Raw genomic sequence first — 17,654 nt, 5'->3', positions numbered from 1 at the left:
CGGCGCTGCGCTAGCGCAGCGCCGGAGCCGACCAAATCATGAACAGTGTCACCCATCCATCCGGTCTGTTCTGTTACCAATCCATCCGCTGGACAAGGGGCCGCTATTTCAGCTTGCCGGTCGACAGATCCATGATCATGCGCGTGGTCAGGTAGAGACGCGGCACGATGGTGTCGAGCTTCACATATTCGGCATCGTTGGAATGCGCGCCGAAGCCCGACAGGCCCATTCCTTCGACCACGGCGCCCTTGGTCTTGAGCGCGGCAAACGCGGCATCGGTGCCGCCGCCTGTCGCCTTCTCGTCGACCTTGAGGGGCATCCCGAGCTCCTGATAGATCGTCTTGCCGTAGGCCGCGACATGCCGCGAGGCGTCGTTGGCTTCCAGCGGCGGACGGCGCACCTCGAACTTCAGCTCGACCTTGGAATCGGGCAGCAGGCGATTCCTGATCTTGTCCTGCAGCGCCTTCTCCAGCTCGTCGAAATCGGCGACCTTGAGCGCGCGCGCATCGGCCTGGGCGGTGGCCTCGGCGGGGATCACGTTGCGGTTGGTGCCGGCCTTGGAGACGGTCCAGTTCAGCTTCAGGCCCTGCTCGGGCTTTGACAGGTCCTTCATCTGCAGCACCTGGTGCGAGAGCTCATAGAGCGCATTGATGCCGCCCTCCGGCCGCGCGCCCGCATGCGAAGACTTGCCGGTCACCGTGAGATAGGCCGAGCCGATGCCGCTGGTGGCGAGCCGCAGCGTGCCGTCGGTGCCGCCGCCCTCGAACGAGAACACGACGTCCTGATCGGCGGCGAATTTGGTGATGGTGCTGCGCCAGCCGGGCGAGGAGATCTCCTCGTCGCCATTGGTCAGCACGGTGAGCGTGCCGTAGTCTTTGAAGTTGAGCTTCTGCAGCATCGCCACGGTGTGGAGAATGAGGGCGACGCCTTGCTTGTCGTCGGCAATGCCGAGGCCGTAGGCCTTGTCGCCGTCGATGCGGAACGGCTGGTCCTTCAGCATGCCCTTCAGGTACACGGTGTCCATATGGGCGATCAGCATGATCTTCTTAGCTCCGGTGCCCTTGAAGACGGCGTGCACGGCCGGGCCGATCTTCTCCGGCGTGTCGTCGAGGCGATAGATGTCGGTGGGCTGCAGGATCTCCACCGTGCCGCCGATCTGCTTGAGCTGGTCGGCGACGCGGCCTGCGATCAGGTTCAGGCCCTCGACATCCTTGCTGCCGGATTCGATGCTGACGAGATCGCGCAGCGTGTCGAGCAGCGGCTGCTGCTCCTTCTGCGCCAGTGTATGGACATCCGCCACCGGCGCGGCATGCGCGACGGTTGCGGCGCATGCCAGCCAGAGCGACGCGATCAACGAACCAACGAACGATGGGGCAGGGAGCGATCGGGACATGCGCGGCGGTCCATTGTTGGAGGATGGCCCGGTATGCCTGCGTTTCCGGCGCTTGTCACGCCGGTCGGCTTCTCGATCGTGCGCGGGTCCGCGTCAGCTACTTCTGTGGCTGGCCGAAATCGAGTGGCGGCAGATCGATTTGCGGGATCTCGATCTTGATGGTGTTCGGATCGACGGTCGACTGCACGCCCTTGTAGTGCATCACCATCGACGGGAACATGATCACGAGCACGACCATGATGACCTGGATCACCACGAATGGCACCGCGCCCCAATAGATCTGGCCGGTCGTGACCGGCTCCATGCGCTTGCCGGTGACGCGGTCATTATAGCGCTCCTTCGGCGCGACCGAGCGCAGATAGAACAATGCGAAGCCGAACGGCGGGTGCATGAACGAGGTCTGCATGTTCACGCCGAGAATGACGCCGAACCAGATCAGGTCGATGCCGAGATGCTCGGCGGCGGGGCCGAGCAAGGGGATTACAATGAAGGCGAGCTCGAAGAAGTCGAGGAAGAACGCCAGCACGAACACGAAGGCGTTGACGAAGAGCAGGAAACCGATCTGACCGCCGGGCAGCGAGGTCAGGAGATGCTCGACCCAGACGTGGCCGCTGACGCCGTAGAAGGTGAGCGAGAACACGCGCGCGCCGACCAGAATGAAAACGACGAAGGCAGACAGCTTGGCCGTCGATTCGGTGGCCTGGCGAACCAGGTCCCAGTTCAGCCGCCGCTTCGCGGCACCGAGAATCAGGGCGCCGGCGGCCCCCATCGCGCCGCCTTCTGTCGGGGTGGCGATGCCGATGAAGATCGTGCCCAGCACCAGGAAAATCAGGAACAGCGGCGGCACCATCACGAAGGTAGTCTGCTGCGCCATTTTCGAAAGGAAACGGAAGCCCGTGAGCTTGTCGATGATCCAGTTCACGACGGCGACGGCGAACGCGAAGATGATGCCGAAGAACATGCTCAGCACGACGAAGTCGGCGCCATGCGTCTCCGAATTCCGCATCATGAACCAGCCGAAGACGCAGCTCGCAAGGAACAGCACGCCGAGCGACGTCAGGCCGCGGCTGCCGCTGTCCTCCCGGAAGCCGATCGCCTCCTTCGGAAGACCCGGCACCGCTTTTGGAAAGATCAAGCTGACGAGAAAAGCGTAGCCGGCATAGAGGCCTGCGAGCACGAGACCCGGAATGAATGCACCCTCGTACATGTCGCCGACCGACTTGCCGAGCTGGTCAGCCATCACGATCAGAACGAGCGAAGGCGGGATGATCTGCGCCAGCGTGCCGGACGCGGCGATGATGCCGGTCGCAACGCGGCGGTCGTAGCCGTAGCGCAGCATGATCGGCAGCGAGATCAGGCCCATCGAGATCACCGATGCGGCGACCACGCCGGTCGTGGCCGCGAGCAGCGCGCCGACGAAAACGACGGCATAGGCGAGGCCGCCGCGGATGGTGCCGAACAATTGGCCGATCGTATCGAGCAGATCTTCGGCCATGCCGGAACGCTCCAGCACCAGCCCCATGAAAGTGAAGAACGGAATAGCTAGCAGCGTGTCGTTGTTCATTACGCCGTAGACGCGCTCGGGCAGGGCCTGGAGAAAGTCCGGATGGAATTGACCGAGCTCGATGCCGATCACGGCGTAGAACAGGCCTACGGCACCGAGTGAAAACGCCGCCGGATAGCCGAGCAGCAGCACGAACACCAGCGACGCAAACATGATCGGCGCCATATTGGCGATAATAAACGCGGTCATTGAAACTCCCTACGAAGGCCGCTCGCCAACTACTTTTTTTCGATCGCTTCAACGAGGTGCTCGACTTCGGCCTCCAGCGCCGAAATCTGCGACTCGTGCGGATCCGGAATCATGCCGCGCATGATGGCGACCCGTTTAATCACCTCGGAGATGGCCTGCACGAGCAGCAGCGCGAAGCCGATCATGACGAGTGACTTGGCCGGCCATTGCGGGAGGCCGCCGGCATTGCCTGATTGCTCGTTGATCTGGAACGAGCGCAGGAAGAAAGGCACGCCGGTGACAAGCATGACGACCGTCAGCGGGATCAGGAAGAACAGGTGTCCGATCACGTCAATGATGTTGCGAGCCGGCTTCGGTAGCATGGCGTTGACGATATCGATCCGGATGTGCTCGTTGTCGAGCAGCGTCCAGGATGAGCACAGCAGGAACACGATGCTGAACAGGACCCACTGTAGCTCGAGCCAGGAATTGGACGAGGTGTCGAAGGCCTTGCGCACGATCGCATTTGCCGCCGAGATGATGACGGCGACGAGAATCAGCCAGGCTAGGCGCTTGCCGGTCCAGCGTGTAAACGCGTCGATCCTGCCGCTCAATTTCAGGAGCGCTGTCAATGATAGGTCCTCCCCGCTTGTGCCCCGGCCGTCTTGTCTGCGCCGACTCGGCGCGCTCGGCTTGTCTCGCCGCGCAGGCATGAGGCCGCCGCACAAAACCAGCGGGCGTGCCGTCCGTCAATTGGAAGTTTGCTGATAGTTAAGGGAAATTGCCCGGGCGTCGGCGGGTCAACTAGCCGCCGGTCACGCTCATGTGCCGGGAGACGCTGGGACGGTCGTGGCGGCGGTCGATGATGAAGTCGTGGCCCTTGGGCTTCAGCCCGATGGCGCGATCGATCGCAGCCGCAAGCAGCGTGTCGTCGTCGGATGCACGCAGAGGTTTGCGCAAATCGGAGGCATCCTCGTGGCCGAGACAGGTGTGCAGCGTGCCCGTGCAGGTGATGCGTACCCGGTTGCAGGATTCGCAGAAATTGTGGGTCATCGGCGTGATGAAGCCGAGCTTGCCGCCGGTCTCGGCGACACTGACGTAGCGCGCCGGGCCGCCGGTGCTTTCCGCGAGGTCCGTCAGCGTGAACTGCTGGGCGAGCCGCGCGCGCACCAGCGACAGCGGCAGATACTGGTCGATACGGCCCGAACCGATCTCGCCCATCGGCATGACCTCGATCAAGGTCAGCCCCATGCCCTTGCCGTGGGCCCAGCGCATCAGATCGGGGAGCTCGTCCTCGTTGAGGTTCTTCAGCGCCACCGCGTTGATCTTCACCGCGAGGCCAGCGGCGCGCGCGGCTTCGATACCCTCGTGCACCTTGTCAATCTCGCCCCAGCGCGTGATCTCGCGAAACTTCCTGGGATCGAGCGTGTCGAGCGAGACGTTGATGCGGCGAACGCCACAATCGGCGAGCTCCCGGGCATGTTTTGCGAGTTGCGTGCCGTTGGTGGTCAGCGTCAGCTCGCCCAGCGCGCCGCTGGCGAGATGGCGCGACAGCGAACGTACCAGTGACATCACGTTGCGCCGGACCAGCGGCTCGCCGCCCGTGAGCCGCAGCTTCTTCACGCCCTTGGCGATGAAGGCGGAACAGAGCCGGTCGAGTTCCTCGAGCGTCAGCAGATCGGCCTTGGGCAGGAACGTCATGTCTTCCGACATGCAATAGAAGCAGCGCAGATCGCAGCGATCGGTGACGGAGACGCGCAGGTAAGTGATGGTCCGCCCGAACGGATCGGTCATCGCGCTCGAGAGCGCGGTGCGGGAGGTCGCGGGAGATCCGTTCATACCAACTGCCTTGCCAACTGCCTGGTCACTTACGGCGACGGACGCATCTTTGCTTCAGCGATGCTCCGGACGCAATCTAAGCATCGCGCAGGCAGAGGACAATCGGGTGGTATACATAGATTAACAACGCTTGGATTGACAACGCTTGGATTAACGCTTGCCCGCATTCGGATCGGGGAACGCAGAACCGGCTGCGGGCGCTGCAGCATCGGTCGGCGCCGCGGCGGGTGCGGCTGCGGCCGGTTTCGGCCTCTTCGGCCGGTGCGGCTTCTTCTTCGCGGGCTTGGGCGGCACCGCCGGCTGAAGCTCCGCGAACACCGGGTTTGGATCGGTGGTTACCGAGGCGGGCGTGGTGAAATCGCCGGGATTCTTGATCACGTTCACCGGCACGCTGGTCGGCTGGTACTTGTTGAAGACGTAGTCGACCGTGAACGGGGCCTCCGGCGCGGGAACCGAGACCGAGCAGGGGGTCTTGCAGCCCGGTCCGAGCGACGTCCTGGCGTCGGCCCCCGGGGGATTGGATTCGAGCCGGACCTGGACCGTTGGCGGTGCCGATTTGAACATGTCCCAAGACATCGAGGAGCAGCCACCCAGGCTCGCTCCTGCTAGCGCAATCGCGATGACACGACGCATGACCATCCACTTTACTGCGACGAACCGCCACATAACCCCGTCCGGACCTTAGGAGCGTCGCCTGAGGCAAGCAACCGGCGGAGCGCGCATAGTTAATAGATGGTTAACGCGGGGTTCTCTGGAATAACCCAGCTATATCAGGGCCTTGCCTGGCGCCGAAACCGTCATCAGGCTGTGGGCGGCGGCCGGCAGGTCGCGCATGTGATGGATCAGCCGGTCCGGCTTCAGATCGGCGATCGGCACGTCCGTGTAGCCGAAACTGACCCCGATCACGGGCACCCCGGCGCGCCGGGCGACGCCGACATCGGTCCCGGCGTCGCCGACCATGATGCTGGCTTTGACCTCGCCGCCGGCCCGCGCCACGGTCTCGCGGAAAATGGTCGGATCGGGCTTCTGGACCCCAAAAGTGTCCGCGCCGCAGATCGCCGCGAACCGCCGGCTCAGGTCAAGCTGGTCCAGGAGCCGCTTCGACAGCCATTCCAGCTTGTTGGTGCAGACCGCGAGACGATGGCCCTGGGCCGCAAACAGGTCGAGCGCGTCCAGCAGCCCCTCGAAGGGCTGCGATTCGACCGCGATATGGTCGGCGTAATAGGCGATGAAATCTGCCGTCATCCGGTCCATGTCGGCCGGCGTGACCGTGCGGCCCTCGGCCTCCAGGCCCCGCTCGATCAGCTTGCGGGCGCCGGCGCCGATCATGTTGCGGGCCGAGGCCATCGGCACCGGCGGCAGGCCTTCGCGGTCGAGCACGTGATTTAGCGCAGTGATCAGGTCGGGCGCCGTATCCACAAGCGTGCCGTCGAGATCGAAGACGAGGGTGTAGGGGGAGGTCATGGTCCCAGCGCTAACGGCCCGGCCGTACCGGCGCAAGGGGCGGGATCATAAGATCGGCTTATAGGCCTGTTCCCAGACCCTGTTCTCCGGGGAAAAACGAGGCTACATAGGCCCGCCGCGGCCGACGATACCTGCGGCACTCCTGATTTGAGAGGCGAGCCCAAACGTGAACATGGACCAGTTGAAGCGGCAGGCTGCGGCGCGCGCGCTGGAAGAGGTGCGTGACGGCATGCAGCTCGGCCTCGGCACCGGCTCGACCGCCAAGCATTTCGTCGAGCTGCTGGGCGAACGCGTCGCCGCCGGACTCAAGGTGATCGGCGTGCCGACCTCGGAGGCGACCCGCGCCGATGCGGAGCGTTGCGGCGTGCCGCTGACGACGCTGGATGAGATCGAGCATCTCGACATTACCGTCGACGGCGCCGACGAGATCGATCCCGAGCTCAACCTGATCAAGGGCGGTGGCGGTGCGCTGCTGCGTGAGAAGATCGTGGCGGCCGCCTCGGATCGCATGATCGTGATTGCCGACGACACCAAATGGGTGCCGACGCTCGGCCGCTTTCCGCTGCCCATCGAGGTCATTCCGTTCGGGCTCGGCGCGACGCGTCGGGCGATCGAGAAGGCATTTGCGGAATGCGGCGTTTCCGGGCAAATGGCGGTTCGCAAGGCCAAGGGCGGGGACAAGGATGGCCACGTTTTCGTCACCGATGGCGGCCACTGGATCGTCGATGCCCAGCTCGGACGTATTGTGGATCCGCCCAGCCTCGCCAGGGCGTTGAGCGCGATCCCCGGCGTGGTCGAGCATGGGTTGTTCATCGGCTTGGCCAGCTCGGCTGTTTTGGCGGGTGGCGAAGGAATTCGCGTGATTGAACGGCGAAAGCCGAAAGGAGACTAGAATGAAGAGTGTTTTGAAGATCGTGCCTGCTGCGTGCCTCGCCTTCGCGCTCGCACTGGGGGCAGCGCCTGCGATCGCGCAGCAGCCGGCAGCACCCTCTGCGGCGTCGATTGCGGCGGCGAGGGAGATTTTGACGCTGAAGAATGCCAGCGCGATGTACGCCAACGCCGTGCCCGGCATGGTGGAGAAGGTCAAGGGCACGCTGATCGGCCAGAACCTCAACTACCAGAAGGATCTCAACGAGCTCGCCCCGATCATCACCAAGCAGCTTGCCGGCCGCGAGCAGGAGATCGGCGATGGCATGGTGGGCGTCTATGCCGGCGAGTTCACCGAGCAGGAGCTGAAGGATCTCGTCGCGTTCTACAAGTCGCCGCTCGGCCAGAAGCTGATCACCAACGAGCCCAAGGCCATCAGCCTCAGCATGCAGGTCATGAACGCGTGGGCGCAGAACTTCTCCGAGGTCGTCGCGAGCGCGTTCCGCGCCGAGATGAAGAAGCGTGGCAAGGAAATGTGACAATACCTATCTGACAGGATAGCTGATCAGGAAGCCCCAAAGCGCGTCGCGGCTTGGGTTGAAGAGGTCGGAGTGGACAATGGCTGAATTCGACGTCGACCTCTTTGTCATCGGTGGCGGTTCGGGCGGCGTGCGTGCCGCCCGTATCGCGGCCGGATACGGCGCCCGCGTGATGATCGCGGAAGAGTACCGCATGGGCGGCACCTGCGTGATCCGCGGCTGCGTGCCGAAGAAGCTGTTCGTGATCGGCTCGCATTTCCGTCAAGAGCTCGAGGATGCCGCCGGCTTCGGCTGGACCGTTCCGTCCGCGACCTTCGACTGGCCGATGCTGATCGCCAACAAGGACAAGGAGATCGCGCGGCTGGAGGCGGCCTACACGACCAACGTCGAGAAGTCGGGCGCGCGGATCGTCAAGAGCCGGGCGCTGATCGAGGACAAGCACACCATTCGCCTGCTCGCGGACGACAGGAAGATCACCGCAAAATACATTCTGATCGCCACCGGTGGCGCGCCCAATCACGGCGCGGCGATCCCGGGCATCGAGCATGTGATCTCGTCCAACGAGGCGTTTCATCTGAAGAAGCTTCCGAAGCGGATCGTGATCCAGGGCGGCGGCTATATCGCGCTGGAGTTCGCCGGCATCTTCGCCGGCTTCGGCTCCGACGTCACCGTGATCTATCGCGGCGACAATATTCTGCGCGGCTTCGACGAAGACGTCCGTGCGCACGTCCGCAGCGAGATGGAGAAGCAGGGCATCACCATTCTCACCGGCTGCACGGTGAACAGGGTCGATCGCCATTTCGATCGCAATGGCGATGAATTCACCACGCATCTGTCGAACGGATCGAGCCTCGCGTCCGACCAGGTGATGTTCGCGATCGGCCGTCATCCGGCGGTGGCCAATCTCGGCCTGGAGAAGGCCGGCGTCGCCATCAACCCCAGGAATGGCGGTATCGCGGTCGATCATTTCTCGAAGAGCTCGGTCGACAGCATCTACGCGATCGGCGACGTCACCCATCGCCACAATTTGACGCCGGTCGCGATCCGCGAGGGCCATGCCTTTGCCGACACCGTGTTCGGCAAGCGTACGGTGCAGGTCGATCATTCCACCATCCCGACCGCGGTGTTCTCGCAGCCGGAGGTCGGCACCGTCGGCCTGACGGAAACCGAAGCGCGCGCGCAGTTCAGCCACGTCGACATCTACAAGACGACGTTCCGCCCGATCAAGGCGACGATGTCGGGCCGTGATACCCGCGTGCTGATGAAGCTCGTCGTCGACGGCTCGACCGACCGCGTGCTCGGCTGTCACATCGTCGGCGATGGCGCCGCCGAGGTCACGCAAGTGGTCGCGATTGCGGTGAAGATGAAGGCGACGAAAGCCGATTTCGACGCGACCATCGCGCTGCATCCGACCGCGGCCGAAGAGCTGGTGACGATGCGCACACCGACCGCGCGTCACGTGCGCCAGGCGGCGGAGTAGGCGCTCACGACGGGGAGCCGCGACCGGCTCCCCGCTGTCTTCTCTTCCGGTCAGAAATCGAACGTCATGCCAGTGGTGACCGCTTCGGCCTTGTTGCCGGCAACAACGTTGTTGTTGGCGTCGCGTCCGCAAACACCGTAGCCATGCCCGCTGACGCCGAGGCAGTAATGTGCGCCGGGTCCGTTGCGGAGATAGCTGCCCACCAGGTACCAGCTCACGAACGGGCTGAAGTGATACTTCACGCCGAGTGCGTACTGGTCCGCGCTTGAGTCCACACTGTTGAGTGCGAAGTCGGCGGCACCGGCTGGAGCGGAGACCGTGACCCCGGGGGTGGGATAGGCATTGAGGACGCCGGTGCCCGGCGAGCCAGGCGACGCGTTGGCGTGAGCCCATGATGCGCTGACATCCCATTTGTCGACCGTCTGGGTCGCGCTCACGAAGTAGCCGTCGCGCGAGCGCTCGTTGAAGGCGGCAACCGTGTGCTCGCGGCGCATGATCTCGTAGATGCCGTAGAGCTGCAGGCTTCCGATCATGTCGTTGAACTTATAGCCCGCGCCGACTTTCGCTGCCCATTCGTTGGCGATGCCGACTGCGCCCGCCGGCACGGTCAGAACGCCGCCGTTGCTCAGGGGTGTCACCGCCTCGTCGCCGGTTCGGTTGGTTCCTTCGTGGAATTCGTAGGCGGCGACCCCCGTGAACCCGGCCTGATTGTAGGTCAGCGACGCGCTGTAGAGATTGCCGTAGGAGCCGTCGGTGCAGCCTTCCGGCGCCGATGTCAGCGGGAAGCCCGAGCCGCTGCCGCGCGACGATGTCGCAGGACAGTTGAAATCGCCGAGCGCAAAGTCGCTGTTGTCCCTCGCCGTGTTCTGTCCGGGCGACAGCATGACGGTGGCCTGGAAGCCGTTCCACACCGGCGATTCATACCAGATCGCATGCGCGGCGCGCCAATCGAACTCGGCGCGGAGGTCGCCGCCGGTGTTGCCCATGATCGAGTTGTAGTCGCCGAGCGTGGCCGAGAACGGATCGAACTTCGCCGTCGCCTTCTTGTAAGGCGTGTCCGCCTTGCCGGCCTTGATCGCGCCCCAGGGGCTTTCCATGCCGAGGAAGCTGTCGCGCGTGCCGAACGCCGCGCGTTCGGTCGGAACGGCCGCGACTTCCACAAGGGATTCGAACTGCGCGATGGCCGCCCATCCGGGATAGCCATAGGGATCGAGGTTGTGCCGCGCGCGAACGCCGAAATAGGTGAGGTTGCTGGAGACCCCGAATTTCGTCCCCTGGTCGTAGACGCCCGCATTGAAGATGTCGCCCGAGAGATCGACGTGGCCGTAGAGCGTCACGGTCGTGTTGTCGATGAACGGATTGGCGCCGGGCGCCTTGCTGTAGAGCGGAGCGCCGCCGATGCTGACGACGGTGTGCTCGGGCGCAGGCGCTGGTGAGGGCGCGACCGCCGCGTGCAGAACCGGATTGCCCTTCGGCGAGGCCGGGGCAACGGCCGTCACCGCGGCCTTCGACTCGCCGATGTGATTGACGCGTTCGCGAAGCTGCGTGTTCTCCTTCGCGAGCTTGGCGTTGCTGCGCTCGAGCGCATCGAGGCGCGCAATGACGTCATCCATGGTTGCAGCATTCAAGGGATGGCTAATCGTGGTTGCACAAAGGGCTGCAAAGCCTGTGCCGAGCAGAAAGGCCTTCCTCATCGTGTTTCCCCTCTATCGCCGCGGACTCTCAATGGGCCCGGGATAAAGCGGAAGCTAATGTATGCCAGATACCATATACAACGGGGCTCTTGTGGTTTAGCTCGCTTTCCGGCCCGACTGTGTCTGATCAGCAACTATTCCCGACAAAGCGTGTCGCGCGGCGATCTGACGCATTGTGGTGCGCCGAACTGGTTCCGTGTCAAAAAGGCGAACGGCTTCCGGGCCTTGGGTCAATCGCCCCACGGCGTTTCGCCGCGCGCGAGACGGTTGGCGATGTCGGTCTGGAACACGGGTGGTCCGAACGCGAACCACTCATCGCCGATCTGGTAGACGAGCAGCCGCCTGTTCTCGGCGCAAAATCGCGTCAGCCAATCCAGCGCCTTCTTCTTTGGCTGCTCACCGACAGGCACCACGACGTCGACCGGCAAGCCGCGCCAGAAGAAATTGGCGGCCAGCATGATCATGCTGGATTGATCCGGCCGCATCCAATCCGGCAGCGGGCTCGACGCGACCAGCCAGCCGCAGATGAATTCGCGGCAGGGATGCTGCGGGCGTTCCGGATAGATCGAGCAGCACTGGGCGATGCTGAACGGGCACGGTTGCCCCTTGCGTACCTTGTGACCGCGCACCTCGATCTGCAGCCAGCCATCACAGCAGGCGGTGCAGCTTCCGCAGGTTCTGGTGATTTCGGGGCTCACGGGCGAAGCTGGTGCTCCAGGCGCATCTCGATCGCCTATGAACTACCAGCAGCATTCGCCGAGGGGCAAGCTCTCTTCAGCAGACAAGACCTGCGGCGCAGAGAACCGGATGCGTTGCGTCGGCCTCGTGCCTACGCGTACAGATAGCCGACCGGCTTGCCTTCGGTGCGCAGGGGACGAATGTCCTTCTGCGTGATGATCTGACCGGCCAGGCCATCGATCTCGTCGCGTTGCGTCGGCGTCCAGCTGCGAAGATCGTTCATGCCTTTGAGCAGGCCGAGCCGCAGGACCTGGGTGTTTTCGCCGACGCCGACGAGGCTGATCGAATCCTTGCCCGCCGTCACCACATCGCCGGCCGCGAGCTCAAAGGTCTCGCCGGCCTTCTTCCTGAATTCCGCCGTGCCGCGAATGACGCGATAGATCACGACCTCGCCCTTGGCGAAGCAGTCGGCATCCGCGGCGATCGACGTGCTCTTTGGCAAGAGCGAGTGGCCGCGCGGGTCGGTTGCGATGATGTGGCCGGTGACGAGATGGCCGCTTGGAGTCTCGATCCCGATATCGCGCACATAGACCGGCAACGCGGATTTGATGGGGCCGTCGACGAGCGGCTTGAACAGTGCATCCAGTGCGAGGGGATCCTGAAGCCAGAAGCCTCCATCGGCCGGGCGATCGTGCAGAGGATGGTTCCAGGCCACGCGCGGCGTCTCGGCTTCGTCGATCTGATCCGGGCCGACGATGGTCGGATTCGGAAAGGTGGTGGGATCGGTGATGAAGGCTTCGAGGAATTTGCCGGAATAGCCCATCGAGATCGGATCCGGCACCACCGTCTGCGGCGTCTTCAAATTCTCTTCGGTCGACAGGCCCGACCAGGTGTAGAACAGCTGGCGATGCACGATCGCGCTTTGCAGCATCACCGCGCCCGGGCCGACATTATAGAAACGACCGTCATAGTCGAAGGTGAAGGCGCCCGAGGTGACCAGCACGAGCTGAAACCCGCCCGGCGGCAGATGCAGATGGAAGTCGGTGGGGCCGGTGTCGGGGCGGTAGATCGGCAGATTGGTCGCGACTTCGTGCAGCAGGAAGGTTTCGTTGTTGGCGTGAAAGCCTTCGTTGGCGCGGTTGTAGAGGGCTTGCGGACGATACGTCGCTTCGAACTTCGCATTCCGGTCGCGATCGATCGCCACAAAATCCCGGGTGTTGAGCCGGAGCGGCGCGCCATTCGGATGAGTGAGGCCGGTCGTCCTGAGATCGCCCGCAGCATGCACGTTCATGACGTTCTCCGCTCTGCGCCATTGCCAGCTTGCAATGTCACTGCGAATTTTGGGCCAGTTGGCTTGCGGATCAGCAAACGGGCCCGCGCGGTGACGCGGCGAGCCCGGCCAGGAAAAAATCCGGTGGTTGCACACTAGGTTAGATCGCCCGATTGGCTTGACCGTCCGGCGCAGCGCCAGCGCCTCGCGCTTCCAGGAGAGCGGCTCGAGCTGGCTAATTTGTCAGCAAGCCTCGCCAGTGTGCGGGCAGTTGTGCCTTCTGTGGATCGGGGGCGACGTCGCAATTCGTCAGGACGGCGATTGACAAGATGTTCATGTTTCGTTCTTATGCTGCGACCGAGATGGAGAGGCAGCCATGGACAACCGCATCAACGATATCCGCAGAACGATCAGAGCGCTCCGCGTCAGCATGCGCGAGGCTGAAGCGATCATGCATGAGCAGATCAATCGCGAGGAGGACTGCAGCTTCGTGGCGCAGGACCTCATCAAGATGCGCTTGGTCATGAGCGGGCTGGTGAAGGAGCGAACCGCGCTCGGCGACAACGAGCCGATCCTCGTCAACAGCTTCTTCATCCCGCGGCGCCGGCCGATGCGAAAGCCGGTCGCTGCTGCTGCCCCGACCGTCGCGTCTGTGTTCGGTCTACGCCTGGTGGCGAGGGCTTGACGCAGAGCGTGGCTCAATCAATGGAGTGCGGCGCGGCCCGATCCGGTTTGCCGGCCGGGCTGTCCGCCCACTTCGCCATCTCCATGGTCCGCGCGTCGATGCCCTCGCACCAGAAGCAGCTCGGCGTTGTCAGGCCCTGCTCGGACAGGATCGGGACCAGGCTGTGGCCGCAACCGGCGCACCAGGCGATGTCAGTCATGCATTCCCCTATGGCGTAGCAAGTTCAGAACAGACGTTTTCGTTGGCGAAGCTTGTGCGGAGCGGATGCTCCTGCGCGATCAAGCAATGCTCGGGCTCGGTGACATGGGGTTCGAACGAGTTCGTCTCCGGTATGCGATCCAGCGGCACATGGAGTTCCCACCTGCAAAGTGTCGTGAGGAGCGCTAACCATCCGCACCGCGTCGGGGTTCCGGCCGTCGCTGACACGGATGGCACCGGGCGGGGGTTGCGTTAATCGCAGCACGATATAGAACGGGCCCGGGTGCTCGCTGCATTGGGGCAGCGACAGGTCAAGCGATGGTCGGGCCGCCACGCAGGATGCGTGCGCCCATGAACGATCAGCTGCCCGGCAGGCACCTGCCCAGATCCCCGTTTTTCGTCGAGCGAGCGCTCACGGCGCTCCAGCAATTCCTGCATGTCGAGGCCGTCAGTGGCGTCGTGCTGCTGATAGCTGCGGCTGCCGCATTGCTCTGGGCCAACTCGCCATTCGCCCATTCGTATCACGACGTCTGGAACCTGCCGATTTCACTTCGCCTTGGCGAGCTCGGCTTTGTCAGACCTCTGCATTTCTGGATCAACGACGCGCTGATGACGGTCTTCTTCCTGGTCGTCGGCATGGAGGTCCGTCGTGAAATCCACGAGGGCGCGCTGAGCAGGTTCGATCAGGCCATTCTGCCGGTGCTGGCCGCCGTCGGCGGTGTCGTCGTCCCGGCGCTGATCTACCTGAGCTTCAATAACGTCGCGAACCGCATTCAAGGCTGGGCGATTCCAACTGCAACGGACATCGCTTTTGCAGTCGGTGTGCTCGCCCTGCTAGGACGATCAATCCCCGCCAATATCAGGGTCTTTCTGCTCGCTCTGGCCATCATCGACGACATCATCGCAGTTCTCATTATCGCGCTGTTCTACAGCAATGGACTCGATCTCAACGGCTTTGTTGTTGCATTGCTCGGTGTTCTCATGGCGCTGGGATTTCAACGGCTCGGCTTCGGCTCGGCCTTTGCCTACGTCCTGCCAGCCCTCCTCGTCTGGGCAGGGTTCCTTATGGCCGGCGTGCATCCGACACTTGCGGGCGTCGTGCTCGGCTTGATCACGCCGGTCCGCTCGGCGGATCCCGAGACAGTGCCGCCCGTCATCCGCGTGGAGGCGGCGCTGCATCCCTGGGTCGCTTACGCAATCATGCCGCTGTTCGCGCTTGCCAATGCCGGCGTCGACCTCAGGAGCACCGAATTCACTGGCGGCGCGCAATTCGTGGCGCTCGGCATCGGACTTGCGCTCTGCGCCGGAAAGCCGATCGGCGTGATCGGTGCGACCTGGCTTGCGGTGCGCGCGGGTGGATGCCGGCTGGCGCCGGGCGTATCCTGGGGCGGCGTCTGCCTCGTCGGGCTGCTGGCCGGCATCGGCTTCACGATGTCGATCTTCATCGCCATGCTCGCGTTTACCGACGAGAGGCTGCTTGACGCCGCGAAGTTCGGCGTGCTGCTCGGCTCGCTCATCTCCGTGACGCTCGGCCTCGGATGGGGCGCCGAATACGCCCAGCGGCTGCGCAAGCAGACCGGAGACTAGACCGGAAGCGGGATCAGGGCTGCGACCTCGCGATCACCATGGTTCTCGCTTGCCGCGAGACCTTGCGCGACGCCGATGCGATCGGCGTCGGGCCGGTTCTGGCTCATCTTGCGCTTGCCTTCGAACCGCACCACGGGGATGCGCACGCCGACGATCCCGCGCAGCTGCGCGGCGACGAAATCGGCAGGGGCATCACTGACCGCCCACGGCTTTGCACGCGCGCCTTCGTGCTTTTTGGTCAGCCGCGTCACGGCTTCGAGCAGGCGCTCCGGCTCCTGGAAGAATTCCACCGGGCCATAGGCATGCACGGCGATGTAATTCCAGGTCGGCACGACCTTTTCGGTCTCCTGCTTGGTCGCGTACCAAGACGGCGTCACATAGGCGTCGGGACCGCTGAAGATCGCGAGCGCATCGCCGATCGGCGGCTGCTTCCATTGCGGGTTGGCCCTCGCTACGTGCCCGTACAGCACGCCATGCTCGCCTTCGCTCTCGTCGAGGAACAGCGGCAAGGGCGTGGCGACCGGACCTTCGGTGGTGGCCGTGACCAGGCTCGCAAGGCGGGAGGCGTGGATGGTCGCGCGGATGCTCTCGATGTCGTCGATAAAGGCGGGGGGAATGTACATGGCGTGTCTCCGTTCTGACTGCAGAGATAGCCGCAATCTGGACTATAAGAAACTGCCAGTTTTATATGATTATATCAGTCCAGTTCGGCAACCGCCTGCGCCAGGAGCCTGCAGCCCCGTTCGATTTGCGCGGTGTCCAGCGCCGAATAACCCATGACAAGGCCGACCGACTTCCGCGCACCGCGCGGGCCGGCGAACAGCGCGGAGACGGGATAGATGCCGACGCCCTTGGTGCGGGCCGCCTCGATCAATGCATCCTCGCGCTTCTGCGGCACATCGTCGAGCCAGGCCACCACATGCAGGCCCGCGGCCGCGCCCTCGATCCTGATACGATCGCCGAAGCGGCGGCGAAGGGCGTCGAGCAGCGCCTGCTGCCGCTCGGCGTTGCGCCGGCGCACGCGCCTGACATGGCTGTCATATGCGCCGCTCTCCAGCATCGCCGCAAGCGCCTCCTGTTCGATCAGCGGCGTGTGCCGGTCCATGATCTGCTTGGCGGCGGCGAACAGGGATCGCAGCGCCTGCGGCACCACGAGGTAGCCGATCCGCAAGGTCGGCGAGAGCGTCTTGGAGACTGTGCCGAGATAGATCACGTTATCACTGTCTTCCAGCGCATGCAGCGGCGGGATCGGCTTGGTGTCGTAGCGGTACTCGCTGTCGTAATCGTCCTCGATCACGTAAGCGTCGTTCTTGCGCGCCCACGCCAGCAATTGGTGCCGGCGGCCGATCGGCATGACGCCGCCGAGCGGATATTGATGCGACGGCGTGACATAGGCGAGGCGGGCCGCGATGCCGTCGAGCCGCTCGGTCTGAAGGCCTTCGGCATCGACCGTGACAGGCACCGTGACCGCGCCGGTCGCCGCGAAGGTGTGCCGCGCCATCTGGTAGCCGGGCTCCTCCATCACGAAGCGGTCGCCGGCATCGAGCAGCAGGCGCGCACAGATGTCGAGGCCCTGCTGCGAGCCGTTGACGACGACGATCTGGTCGACGTCGCAGCGGACGCTGCGCGATCGCCACAAATAACCTTGTAGCGCAGTCCGCAGCCGCAGCGCACCGCAGGGATCGTCATAGGCGAGCCGCTCGGGCTTGCGCGCCATGGCAGCCGTCACGGCCTTCTTCCATGCCAGCACCGGGAAGTCCGACGGCGACAGCTCGCCATAACGAAAGTTCGCGACAAGCCCGCGCGGCGGCGCGGACCAGTGAGGCGGGTCCTGGCGCAGCCGCTCGCCGAAGGTCGAAAGCCGCGCCTTGCGCGTCGATGGCCGGGACGTCGCGCGCGTGCGTCCGCGCTCCACCACCGCGCGCGCCACGCGCGGCCGGGCGCCATGGCGCGTCTCGATAAAACCTTCGGCGGCGAGCTGCTCGTAGGCGATCGTGACGGTCGAGCGCGCCACGCCCATCTCGTCCGCGAGCGCCCGCGATGACGGCAGCAGGCCGTCAGTGCCGTAGACCAGCGACATGATCTGGTCGCGCAGCGCCTCGTAGATCTGGCGTGCGCCCATGCGGCCAGTGCGGCGGCCGGGGTTGGTTCTCTTCTGCATCATCCACATTCCAGGCCGGCATTGGTCCGGCCGACGAGGGTCGGAAATGTGGTTCTAATCCCGTTCG

17 protein-coding genes are annotated in these 17,654 nt (G+C 64.1%); 5 read left to right on the top strand and 12 right to left on the bottom strand.

Translation table 11 applies throughout. From position 1 onward, the window contains the following. Positions 1 to 103: 103 nt before the first annotated feature. The 6 genes from ABID59_RS26990 to ABID59_RS26965 form a co-directional block, all read right to left on the bottom strand. On the bottom strand, positions 104 to 1,393 hold the full coding sequence (locus tag ABID59_RS26990) for a M20/M25/M40 family metallo-hydrolase (protein ID WP_354085399.1): 1,290 nt from the start codon (positions 1,391 to 1,393) through the stop codon (positions 104 to 106). A 97-nt stretch (positions 1,394 to 1,490) separates the two neighbouring features. After that, positions 1,491 to 3,146, bottom strand: coding sequence for a TRAP transporter large permease (locus ABID59_RS26985; protein ID WP_148753178.1), 1,656 nt, complete (start codon positions 3,144 to 3,146; stop codon positions 1,491 to 1,493). 29 nt (positions 3,147 to 3,175) lie between these two features. Next, on the bottom strand, positions 3,176 to 3,757 hold the full coding sequence (locus ABID59_RS26980; RefSeq protein ID WP_354085398.1) for a TRAP transporter small permease subunit: 582 nt from the start codon (positions 3,755 to 3,757) through the stop codon (positions 3,176 to 3,178). 172 nt (positions 3,758 to 3,929) lie between these two features. Then, positions 3,930 to 4,964: a GTP 3',8-cyclase MoaA gene (moaA, locus tag ABID59_RS26975; protein WP_148753176.1), complete on the bottom strand. Its 1,035-nt coding sequence runs from the start codon at positions 4,962 to 4,964 to the stop codon at positions 3,930 to 3,932. Positions 4,965 to 5,114: 150 nt separating this feature from the next. Further along, complete coding sequence (locus ABID59_RS26970) at positions 5,115 to 5,597, bottom strand: hypothetical protein (RefSeq protein ID WP_354085397.1); 483 nt, start codon at positions 5,595 to 5,597, stop codon at positions 5,115 to 5,117. 132 nt (positions 5,598 to 5,729) lie between these two features. Beyond that, the gene (locus ABID59_RS26965) at positions 5,730 to 6,428 is read right to left on the bottom strand and encodes an HAD family hydrolase (RefSeq protein WP_148753174.1); all 699 of its coding nucleotides are present in this window, start codon (positions 6,426 to 6,428) and stop codon (positions 5,730 to 5,732) included. Positions 6,429 to 6,594: 166 nt separating this feature from the next. On the opposite strand from ABID59_RS26965, the gene rpiA reads away from it, so the two are divergent. The 3 genes from rpiA (at position 6,595) to gor (ending at position 9,314) form a co-directional block, all read left to right on the top strand. Further along, positions 6,595 to 7,320: a ribose-5-phosphate isomerase RpiA gene (gene rpiA, locus ABID59_RS26960; protein ID WP_354085396.1), complete on the top strand. Its 726-nt coding sequence runs from the start codon at positions 6,595 to 6,597 to the stop codon at positions 7,318 to 7,320. 1 nt (position 7,321) lies between these two features. Continuing rightward, entirely contained in the window at positions 7,322 to 7,834 is a 513-nt protein-coding gene (locus tag ABID59_RS26955; RefSeq protein ID WP_354033825.1) for a DUF2059 domain-containing protein, read from the top strand. A gap of 79 nt (positions 7,835 to 7,913) precedes the next feature. Further along, positions 7,914 to 9,314 carry a glutathione-disulfide reductase gene (gene gor, locus ABID59_RS26950; protein WP_354085395.1) on the top strand — a complete coding sequence of 467 codons (1,401 nt, stop codon included), beginning with the start codon at positions 7,914 to 7,916 and terminating at the stop codon, positions 9,312 to 9,314. Positions 9,315 to 9,364: 50 nt separating this feature from the next. Here gor and ABID59_RS26945 read toward each other — a convergent pair whose 3' ends face one another. The 3 genes from ABID59_RS26945 to ABID59_RS26935 form a co-directional block, all read right to left on the bottom strand. Beyond that, complete coding sequence (locus ABID59_RS26945; RefSeq protein ID WP_354085394.1) at positions 9,365 to 11,008, bottom strand: porin; 1,644 nt, start codon at positions 11,006 to 11,008, stop codon at positions 9,365 to 9,367. A 230-nt stretch (positions 11,009 to 11,238) separates the two neighbouring features. Beyond that, a complete protein-coding gene (locus ABID59_RS26940; RefSeq protein WP_148753169.1) occupies positions 11,239 to 11,706 on the bottom strand; it encodes a hypothetical protein in 468 nt (155 codons plus the stop codon). Between the two features lie 131 nt (positions 11,707 to 11,837). Further along, complete coding sequence (locus ABID59_RS26935) at positions 11,838 to 12,977, bottom strand: hypothetical protein (RefSeq protein WP_354085393.1); 1,140 nt, start codon at positions 12,975 to 12,977, stop codon at positions 11,838 to 11,840. Positions 12,978 to 13,332: 355 nt separating this feature from the next. Between ABID59_RS26935 and ABID59_RS26930 the strand changes: the two genes are divergently transcribed. Further along, complete coding sequence (locus ABID59_RS26930; RefSeq protein ID WP_354033833.1) at positions 13,333 to 13,641, top strand: hypothetical protein; 309 nt, start codon at positions 13,333 to 13,335, stop codon at positions 13,639 to 13,641. 13 nt (positions 13,642 to 13,654) lie between these two features. Here ABID59_RS26930 and ABID59_RS26925 read toward each other — a convergent pair whose 3' ends face one another. Then, positions 13,655 to 13,840 carry a hypothetical protein gene (locus ABID59_RS26925; protein ID WP_148753167.1) on the bottom strand — a complete coding sequence of 62 codons (186 nt, stop codon included), beginning with the start codon at positions 13,838 to 13,840 and terminating at the stop codon, positions 13,655 to 13,657. Between the two features lie 350 nt (positions 13,841 to 14,190). Between ABID59_RS26925 and nhaA the strand changes: the two genes are divergently transcribed. Next, a complete protein-coding gene (gene nhaA / locus ABID59_RS26920) occupies positions 14,191 to 15,426 on the top strand; it encodes a Na+/H+ antiporter NhaA (RefSeq protein WP_354085392.1) in 1,236 nt (411 codons plus the stop codon). Here nhaA and ABID59_RS26915 read toward each other — a convergent pair. Together ABID59_RS26915 and pdxR are read right to left on the bottom strand one after the other, a co-directional pair. Then, on the bottom strand, positions 15,423 to 16,049 hold the full coding sequence (locus ABID59_RS26915) for an FMN-binding negative transcriptional regulator (RefSeq protein ID WP_148753165.1): 627 nt from the start codon (positions 16,047 to 16,049) through the stop codon (positions 15,423 to 15,425). The genes nhaA and ABID59_RS26915 overlap by 4 nt on opposite strands. A gap of 74 nt (positions 16,050 to 16,123) precedes the next feature. After that, positions 16,124 to 17,590, bottom strand: coding sequence for a MocR-like pyridoxine biosynthesis transcription factor PdxR (pdxR, locus tag ABID59_RS26910; RefSeq protein WP_502916831.1), 1,467 nt, complete (start codon positions 17,588 to 17,590; stop codon positions 16,124 to 16,126). Positions 17,591 to 17,654: the final 64 nt, after the last annotated feature.

This window comes from Bradyrhizobium sp. S3.3.6 (assembly GCF_040546905.1).
GTDB lineage: Bacteria > Pseudomonadota > Alphaproteobacteria > Rhizobiales > Xanthobacteraceae > Bradyrhizobium > Bradyrhizobium cytisi.
This window is presented reverse-complemented; position numbering and strand designations above follow the sequence as displayed.